The organism is Halomonas sp. NPDC076908, assembly GCF_050269715.1.
GTDB lineage: Bacteria > Pseudomonadota > Gammaproteobacteria > Pseudomonadales > Halomonadaceae > Vreelandella.
Genome location: NZ_JBNNIW010000022.1, coordinates 59,950 through 67,811 on the forward strand (window position 1 = coordinate 59,950; position 7,862 = coordinate 67,811).

Below are 7,862 nucleotides of genomic sequence, written 5' to 3' on the forward strand. Positions count from 1 at the left end.
GGGGCAGGTAGTTTCAGTATTATTGGTTGACGCCGTACATACCTAACTGACGAATGATTTCCTCAGCAACGGCCGAGTCACGCTCAGCCAGCTCTCGGTAATCTTCGCCCGAACGGTAGTCTACAAATTCGCCCATCTCCTCCATCCGAGCCAAAAACTTTTCATCCTGGAAAGTGTTACGCAACGCTTCGGATAGCGTTTCTTTGACGTCATCTGGCATGCCGACCGGCGCAATAACCCCCTTCCAGGCGGACCAGGTAAAATCGATACCCAGTTCTTCCGGGACTGGAGTATCAGGCAGCGCATCGATGCGTTCCTCCTCCATCACCAGCAGCGCCTTGAGGCTACCAGCTTCAATTTGTGGCATTACTTCAGCGGGTGAAGCGACAACCGCATCTATGTGGCCTCCCACACAGGTGGTTACCGCTGCCGAAGCACCAGCGAAAGGCATGTTGTTAAACTCAAGACCAGCGGCATTGCCAAACCCTGCAATCGCGATATGATTAGCGCCACCAGCTCCTGAGTTCCCTACGCGGACTTCTCCTGGATGCTCTCGTGCGTAATCAATAAATCCTTCCACATCTTCAAACGGCGCGCCCTGGCAGCCCGCCACAACAATCAGGTTGCGCCCCATTAAGGCGAGGAACTCGACATCACCCAGGCTGTAGTCGACGCCTCCGTAGTGGGGCAGCATCGCCAAGGGCCCTTGAGCGCCCATTCCAAGCGTATAGCCATCAGGCCGTGCATGAATGGCAGCACTGGTACCAATTGAGCCACCACCACCATGCTGGTTACGTACCACCAGCGAATTACCCAGATACTCCTCCATGGTATCGGCCATGATTCGGGCAGAGAGATCCGTACCACCACCGGCTGAGTACGGCACGATAACCTGTACGGGACGTACCGGGTAATCAGCCGAATACGCAGACGCAGCGGTAAACAAAACGCCACAACCTAGGGCAGTGAGGGCTGGAAGAAACTTGCTCATTTGTTGTTCTCCAATGTCTTTAATGATTATTGTCTAATGGAGTGGCTAGCTAGGTAGGTAGGTAGACACTCAGCAGGTGGGTAAAGCCAAAGTAAACGCAGGCAATGATAAGAGCTGGTACCAATAAGAACTGGGTAATACGCCGCTCACGCAGTAACAGCATACCGATGACGAACGTAGCTAATGTACTGGGCAGATATCCGATACGCTCAAAAACCATGGCATAGCCAATCATTAGTAAAATGAAAAGCACAAGCACAATAGTGGCGTATTGAATTCCAGACGAAGTAGTTTCAGATGCATTTGACTCAGGCGACAAGCGCAACCCTCGGACTAAAAGTCCTACCGACAAAAGTGCGATGCCACCAATAGCAAGCCATGGGAAAAAGGCTGGCCCTGCCTGGCTACCTGCTCCCGTGGAGGGCATAAATGTTGTGCGCCAAGCAGCAAAAGCACAAAATACCAAAAGTAAAATAGCTAACCAGCAGTCCGTTCTTTTGAGTACCATTTCTCACTACCTTTATTGATAACGGCATAGATCGCCAAAAGCATTCTCTCGCCACCTGACGACCGAATCAATCAAAAAACCCGCAACAAGAAACAAAATGATCTTTATGATCCTTTTTGGCAATACATCCATTGAGCTTCCAAAAATAGAAAAATTCAATAAACGAAGACAAACAATTGATTTTTAATATTAAAATACAGAACAACCCTAAAGCATAATATACCAATGTCTATACAGAATATGATCATTTCAATCAAAAATATAAAACCAACCATTGATATCGGCAACGCCATCAGATCTCATATCGATATGTTCATAAAACTGCAGGGGCTCGTATGAAAGTCGTCAAAAGACGTAAAGCCATGCTAGAAGCGGTACGCTCGGGTGTTTGTAGCATTGAGGCGCTGTGCAGCCATTTCGGCATTTCTGAAGCGACCGCCCGTCGCGATTTGGGTGCACTCTCAAAAGAAGGGCTTCTAGTACGCACCTATGGCGGAGCTGCCACATCCATAGGCCAGCGTGAACCAGAGCTGACATTGGAACAACGCCGCGTGCGCCAGGGGGACATCAAGCTTCGTCTTGCTGAAAAAGCACTTGAATGCATTCAGGATGGAGATACGTTGCTACTGGATGGCGGCACTACTACCGCCGCACTTGCAGCACGCTTAAGCGAAAGGAAGGGCCTACACGTTATTACCAATAATATAGCGGCACTGCCCTTGTTAACCCAGCTCCCGGAAGGCCGCACAACCGTGCTCGGGGGGGATTTGAGGGCGCCAAGTATGACAGTATATGGCCCTCTCGCTTACGAAGCGCTCTCTCGCCTGACCGTGGATCGCGTCTTTGTGAGCGCTGATGGCGTCACCGAGCACGGCCTTTGTGAAGCAAGCCCCGATCAAGCATGGCTTAAGGAAGCCATGATTGCCCGCGCTGCGGAAGTTTATGTGTTGGCTGATGCCACTAAGATCGGACGCGCCAGCCAACAGCACTGGACGCCCTATCCGGCTCGCTGGGTTCTAATCACCGATGCAGACGAATCATTCACGTCAATCTTCACTAATCACAAGGTCACAATTCTGCGCCCAACTTAAAGATTGGCAGGCCGCCAAGGACTGACTCTCCGTGCTCTTTTCTCATCTACCCCAACGCATTGAGTGGCTTACTATACAAGAGCCACACCCTCGCATAATGCTAAGCAAACAACCAAAAGTTGCATTTTTTGCTGTCGATAAGGAGACTAGCAGCCCTCCCCGTCACTTTACCTTCACCGCGAAGAGCCTTTCCCATGCGTCTAAACGCCGATTTTAGCCACTTTGCCTGTGTTATACCGGAAGAGTATCAGTGGGTCGCTTCCCCCAGTGCGGGGGTAGAACGCATGATGTTTGACCGAATTGGTGATGAAGTAGCCCGCGCAACCAGCCTTGTTCGCTACGCGCCCAATACGCAGTTTGAACGCCATACCCACGGCGGCGGCGAAGAGATTCTGGTGCTGGAAGGCGTGTTCGCCGATGAGCATGGCCGCTACGCGGCGGGCAGTTACCTGAGAAACCCCATTGGGACCGGCCATACGCCGCAGATTGGTGAAGAAGGCGCACTGATTTTTGTCAAACTGCATCAGTTTGACCCTAACGACACGCTACAGCTGGCGGTGCCTGCTCACCGGCTGCCTTGGCAGCCAGACCGGCGCCCGCGCATTGCCTACAAGATGCTGCACACCTACAAGCAGGAGCGCACCAGCCTGGAACGCTGGGCAGCGGGCACTTCTATTACCTACCCCATGTTACTGGGTGGCCTGGAATTTTTCATTCTGGAAGGCACGCTAAGCGATAGTGAGCAGAGCTATACGTCAGGCACCTGGTGCCGCTACCCAAGTGGGGCGGCACCGGCGTTAACCGCAGGTGATGAAGGCGTAATGATGTACCTCAAGCGCGGTCATCTGCCGCCTGCTTAGGTTCGCGCTAGGCCCAGAAATGGCAGTAGCGTAAGGGCCGCAATCATCCCTACCGCTAACAGCACCAGCACTACCTGCATGGGGTGAGCGGCTAAGCGCTTCCAGAGCGTCATTTGCTCGCCCCGCTCAACGGCTTGCTGATGTTCGCGCTGGGCACGCTCCAATCGCTCTGCTTGATAAGCTTCCAATGCAGCCTTGGCCGCTTCATGCTGATGCGGGTTGCGCAGCCAAATGGCATCGACCCCCAAACGGAAAAAGCCCGCCTGGGTTTCATAGGTATCAAAGCCATGGGTGGCGAGCAGGTCACGCACTTCCATGGCCTCTTCATCAGTAACATGGCGCAGTCGGAACAGTAGTTCAGCCATTAGCGTGCCTCATGCGTCGCTCTTACCCACCATTAGGTCTGCCTGAATCACTTCAATCCAGTAGCCGTCAAGGTCTTTAACGAAGATAACATCTTTCATCTTGCCCTGATCCGCGCGTTTTACAAACGTGACGTCATGCTCATCAAACCACGCCTGAGCGGCCGCTAAATCAGGCACATTAAAGCAAATATGCCCAAAGCCCTGAGGTTCAGCATTGCCATCATGGTAGGCGAAGTCTTCCTGATGCTCGGTGCCCCAGTTGTGAGTAAGCTCTAACAGCCCTTTCTGGCTAAAGGTCCAGGCGGTACGGGCGTGGGTATCTTCTGGCACACTGTCGCTGGGTGTCAGGTTGGCCAGAAAATAGAGCGAGAACTGCATCTCTTCAAAGTCCAACCGGCGCATCACCTGCATACCAAATACCTTGGAGTAGAAGGCCAGGGCAGCTTCAGGATCTTTCACCCGCAGCATAGTGTGGTTCAAACAAAAACCTTGGGTTTGTGGCGGTGTGGCGACAACGCCGGGATGCTGCTCGCCTTGAAAACTCATATCGCTCTCCTTTTCAGAATTGATCTATCGACAAGCTATAATCTTTAATTACCCTGTGTCAGCACTGATGCCGGATAATCGTTAACATGGTGTCATAAACCGCGCTCAATCGTCCCTTTTGTTAACAGGTAGATGTATGTCCCTACGCCCACTTGGCGATTATCTTCAAACGCTTCGTGCAGAAACCCCGCTGGTGCACTGCATCACCAATTATGTCGCCATGAACAGCACTGCTAATGTGCTGCTAGCTACCGGGGCGTCCCCCGCTATGCTGCATGCGCCTGAAGAAGTCGCTGAATTCACGGCGATTGCGGCGGGCCTGTCAGTTAATATCGGTACCATCTCTTCCCACTGGGCCGACGCCATGCTGATGGCCACAAAGACCGCAGAAAAGCATGGCATCCCCTGGGTGTTAGACCCTGTCGCCGTGGGCGCTACGCGCTACCGCCAAACGCTCTGCACGCAGCTACTGGCCGTTAAACCCAGCATTATTCGTGGCAATGCCTCAGAAATTCTTACCCTAAATGGCTTAGCCAACCCTGGCCGTGGTGTGGACTCGACGGCCGCTACCGACCAAGCCATAGAGGCAGCAATAATGCTGGCGCAGCAGCATGGCTGTATTGTCGCGATGACCGGCGAAAGCGACTGGGTGACGGACGGTCATCAGCACTATCGGATTAGCGGAGGCCATCCCTTAATGCCGCGAGTGACCACCCTAGGCTGCGGGTTAAGCGCGTTGGTGACTGCTTTTGTTGCTGCTAACCCTGAAGCACCAATGGGCGCTACGACGGCTGCGCTTGCCTGCTTTGCCGTCGCCGGCGAGCGTGCGGGCGAGACAGCTCCCGGGCCTGGCAGTTTTCAGGTTGCGTTATTGGATGCGCTCTATCAGCTAACCCCCACGGACCTCACCACTTATGCTCAGTTGGAGGCGATGCATGCCCATTGATCTATCGCTCTATTTGGTAACCGACGCAGAGCTCTGCCGCGATATTGGCGTGGAACAAACGGTTGAAGCAGCCGTAAACGGCGGTGTCACGGTCGTGCAGCTGCGCGATAAGCATGCCAGCGATGAACAGATGATTGCCCAGGGAAAACGGCTAAAGGCGATATTGGCAGGCACCGGTGTCCCGCTGATCATTAATGACCGCTTGCAGGTGGCCTTAGCGTGTCAGGCGGATGGTTTACATGTTGGCCAAAGCGACACGGCCGTTCAAGAAGCGCGCAGTGCCATGGGGCCGCAGGCGATCATTGGCTTATCCATCAATACGCTTGAACAGCTACAAGCAGCGCCGATTGAGCTACTGGATTATGTCGGGCTTGGCCCGGTGTTTGCTACCATCAGCAAGCAGGATCACGCTCAGCCCATCGGTTTTGGCGGCTTGGCAGCGCTGCTCAAGGCTTGCCCGCTGCCTAGCGTGGCCATTGGCGGGCTAAAGGCTGAGCATGCCATTAGCGTGCAGCAGGCAGGTGCCAACGGCTTAGCGGTGATATCTGCCATTTGTGGCCAGCCCGACCCTTATCAAGCCGCACGGGCTTTGTTGTGGAGAGACACATATGTTACCTAGCTTATTTATTTCCCACGGTTCACCCATGTTGGCGCTGAACAAAACGCCTGCTCATGAATTTCTGCGTGAATTAGGCACACGCCTTGCACCCAAAGCAGTGGTGGTTATCTCAGCGCACTGGGAGAGCTTGACGCTCAACGTCAGCTCTAGCAGTCAGCCGGAGACCATTCACGATTTCGGTGGGTTTCCCCGTGAGCTTTTCGCGTGCCAGTATCCTGCCCCCGGTGAGCCGATGCTGGCGGAACGGCTGACTATATTATTGGGCGCGGAGGCGGTTGATCGCGGCTTTGATCACGGCGCTTGGGTGCCACTTTCATTGATGTTCCCCGACGCCAATGTGCCCGTCGTTTCTCTATCCCTGCCCGTGCGCTGGAGCAATGCAGAACTTGTCCGCCTGGGTGAGCAGCTCTCGGTACTGCGGGAAGAAGGCATTTTGCTTATTGGCTCGGGAAGCCTGACCCATAATCTGTATGAAATGATGCCGCAAGATAGCCCGATGCCCGGCTGGGTAGATGAGTTTGCACAGTGGGTTAATCACCAGCTTATCAGTGACGATCGCGCAGCACTGCTTAACTGGGAAAGTGCGCCTAACGCGCGGAAAAACCACCCCACACCGGAACACTTTTTACCCTTACTGGTTGCCATGGGGGCTGGCGGTCAAGCGACTCAGTTGCACCACAGCGTGGAGCACGGTGTGCTGGCGATGGACGTTTATCAATTCGTGTAAAGCAATCTGCTTTCTTTGGCTAGGCCGTGGGACGGCGCTTAAGGGTTGTCCTGCGGTCGTGGTAAGCCACCGCTAACCCGCTGCACATAATCAAGGCGCTGCCCACCCACACCCAGATATCAGGCATCTCACCCCAGATCCACCAGCCCATCAAAACAGCCCACAGCAACGCTGTGTAATCAAACGGGGCCGCAATGGCGGCAGGTGCAAATCGAAAAGCTAGGGTGATAAAGGCAGTGGCAACAACTCCCAGCACGCCTGAAGCGAAAAAACCGGCCCAGTGCCATAGCTCGGGGGTTTGCCACACCCAGGGTAATGCGAAACCAGTCACCACGAGGGGTACCAAGGTCATATAAAACAGCATGGCCCAGAGATGTTCACGGGCACCGTAACGGCGGGCAGTAATCAGCATTAAAGCATAAAAAAATGCGGCCGCCACCAGAACCAGTGCCCCCACGTTAAAGGCATCACCGTTAGGGCGCACCACAATCAGCACCCCGATAAATCCTACTATCGATGCAATGAGCACCGGTTTATCAATGCGCTCACCCAACAGCGGCACCGAGAGTAGCGTTACAAACAAGGGCGCCACAAAGGCAATCGCCGTCGCCTCTGCTAATGGCAATAGGGTTAAACCAAGGATAAAACACACCATGGTGACGGTATGAAGCAACCCACGCATTAGATGCACGCGAGGGCGTTTTGTACGCAGCTTGCGTAACCCTCCCGCATAATGGGCCAATAGTGCAATCAATGGTACAGAGATCAAGGCGCGGAAAAAGATAATCTGCAGCGGTGAATGGAACTCACCCAGCCACTTGGAAACTGCGTCTCCAAGCGCTAGGAAAAGTACGCCTACACACATGCTGAGTATGCCTTTCAGCGACGTCGTCACCGCTATCTCCTTGTTAAAATCTGAGGGAATATCGAGTAGGGTGAGGCGTTACCGCCTCATCCCTCTCACAGAACCGTACATACGGGCCTCGTATACGGCTCATGCCATTAACTTACCCCGAACTCGGGGACAGTGATGCCCGTTTTGATCTTCGTTAAGTCCATCAACTTCAGATCGTCATGCAAGTAGGCGCTGGGGATCGCCAGATGGGCCAGCGGTGACGCCGCGTTACGCCAGCTTTGCATCTTGATGTACTTAAACGGCGGGCGGTAGCCCAACTGTTTCAGCCTTCGATGCAGCCGACTCGGCTTCTT

Annotated in this window: 11 protein-coding genes; 5 read left to right on the forward strand and 6 right to left on the reverse strand. The window is 53.8% G+C overall.

What is annotated here, in order from left to right; translation table 11 throughout:
• Window positions 1-19: 19 nt before the first annotated feature.
• A complete protein-coding gene (locus tag ACQKE4_RS13560; protein ID WP_427388910.1) occupies window positions 20-991 on the reverse strand; it encodes a Bug family tripartite tricarboxylate transporter substrate binding protein in 972 nt (323 codons plus the stop codon).
• Between the two features lie 49 nt (window positions 992-1,040).
• Window positions 1,041-1,499: a tripartite tricarboxylate transporter TctB family protein gene (locus tag ACQKE4_RS13565; protein WP_427388911.1), complete on the reverse strand. Its 459-nt coding sequence runs from the start codon at window positions 1,497-1,499 to the stop codon at window positions 1,041-1,043.
• 335 nt (window positions 1,500-1,834) lie between these two features.
• Here ACQKE4_RS13565 and ACQKE4_RS13570 point away from each other — a divergent pair, with 335 nt between their 5' ends.
• Window positions 1,835-2,590: a DeoR/GlpR family DNA-binding transcription regulator gene (locus ACQKE4_RS13570; RefSeq protein WP_427388912.1), complete on the forward strand. Its 756-nt coding sequence runs from the start codon at window positions 1,835-1,837 to the stop codon at window positions 2,588-2,590.
• 194 nt (window positions 2,591-2,784) lie between these two features.
• Window positions 2,785-3,450: a cupin domain-containing protein gene (locus ACQKE4_RS13575; protein WP_427388913.1), complete on the forward strand. Its 666-nt coding sequence runs from the start codon at window positions 2,785-2,787 to the stop codon at window positions 3,448-3,450.
• On the opposite strand, the gene ACQKE4_RS13580 is transcribed toward ACQKE4_RS13575, so the two are convergent.
• Window positions 3,447-3,815 (reverse strand): DUF6164 family protein, encoded by a 369-nt coding sequence (locus ACQKE4_RS13580; protein ID WP_427388914.1) that lies wholly within the window; start codon window positions 3,813-3,815, stop codon window positions 3,447-3,449. The genes ACQKE4_RS13575 and ACQKE4_RS13580 overlap by 4 nt on opposite strands.
• Before the next feature lie 9 nt (window positions 3,816-3,824).
• Complete coding sequence (gene gloA, locus ACQKE4_RS13585) at window positions 3,825-4,361, reverse strand: lactoylglutathione lyase (RefSeq protein WP_427388915.1); 537 nt, start codon at window positions 4,359-4,361, stop codon at window positions 3,825-3,827.
• Between the two features lie 136 nt (window positions 4,362-4,497).
• Here gloA and thiM point away from each other — a divergent pair, with 136 nt between their 5' ends.
• Genes thiM through ACQKE4_RS13600 form a run of 3 tightly spaced genes read left to right on the forward strand, consistent with a single transcriptional unit; the run spans window position 4,498 to window position 6,653 of the window.
• Window positions 4,498-5,307 (forward strand): hydroxyethylthiazole kinase, encoded by an 810-nt coding sequence (gene thiM, locus ACQKE4_RS13590; protein ID WP_427388916.1) that lies wholly within the window; start codon window positions 4,498-4,500, stop codon window positions 5,305-5,307.
• Window positions 5,297-5,926: a thiamine phosphate synthase gene (thiE, locus tag ACQKE4_RS13595; RefSeq protein WP_427388917.1), complete on the forward strand. Its 630-nt coding sequence runs from the start codon at window positions 5,297-5,299 to the stop codon at window positions 5,924-5,926. Before thiM ends, thiE begins: the two co-directional genes overlap by 11 nt.
• Window positions 5,916-6,653: a DODA-type extradiol aromatic ring-opening family dioxygenase gene (locus ACQKE4_RS13600; RefSeq protein WP_427388918.1), complete on the forward strand. Its 738-nt coding sequence runs from the start codon at window positions 5,916-5,918 to the stop codon at window positions 6,651-6,653. The genes thiE and ACQKE4_RS13600 overlap by 11 nt, the downstream gene beginning before the upstream one ends.
• Window positions 6,654-6,672: 19 nt before the next feature.
• Here ACQKE4_RS13600 and ACQKE4_RS13605 read toward each other — a convergent pair whose 3' ends face one another.
• A complete protein-coding gene (locus ACQKE4_RS13605) occupies window positions 6,673-7,548 on the reverse strand; it encodes a DMT family transporter (RefSeq protein ID WP_427388919.1) in 876 nt (291 codons plus the stop codon).
• Window positions 7,549-7,655: 107 nt separating this feature from the next.
• Window positions 7,656-7,862 (reverse strand): hypothetical protein (locus ACQKE4_RS13610; RefSeq protein WP_427388920.1); only part of this gene is annotated, 207 nt, incomplete at its 5' end.

Excerpts from the sequence above, each read along its gene's own strand:
- ACQKE4_RS13560 (WP_427388910.1), bottom strand. The coding sequence starts at position 991 with ATGAGCAAGTTTCTTCCAGCCCTCACTGCCCTAGGTTGTGGCGTTTTG.
- ACQKE4_RS13565 (WP_427388911.1), bottom strand. The coding sequence starts at position 1,499 with ATGGTACTCAAAAGAACGGACTGCTGGTTAGCTATTTTACTTTTGGTA.
- ACQKE4_RS13570 (WP_427388912.1), top strand. The coding sequence starts at position 1,835 with ATGAAAGTCGTCAAAAGACGTAAAGCCATGCTAGAAGCGGTACGCTCG.
- ACQKE4_RS13575 (WP_427388913.1), top strand. The coding sequence starts at position 2,785 with ATGCGTCTAAACGCCGATTTTAGCCACTTTGCCTGTGTTATACCGGAA.
- ACQKE4_RS13580 (WP_427388914.1), bottom strand. The coding sequence starts at position 3,815 with ATGGCTGAACTACTGTTCCGACTGCGCCATGTTACTGATGAAGAGGCC.
- gloA (WP_427388915.1), bottom strand. The coding sequence starts at position 4,361 with ATGAGTTTTCAAGGCGAGCAGCATCCCGGCGTTGTCGCCACACCGCCA.
- thiM (WP_427388916.1), top strand. The coding sequence starts at position 4,498 with ATGTCCCTACGCCCACTTGGCGATTATCTTCAAACGCTTCGTGCAGAA.
- thiE (WP_427388917.1), top strand. The coding sequence starts at position 5,297 with ATGCCCATTGATCTATCGCTCTATTTGGTAACCGACGCAGAGCTCTGC.
- ACQKE4_RS13600 (WP_427388918.1), top strand. The coding sequence starts at position 5,916 with ATGTTACCTAGCTTATTTATTTCCCACGGTTCACCCATGTTGGCGCTG.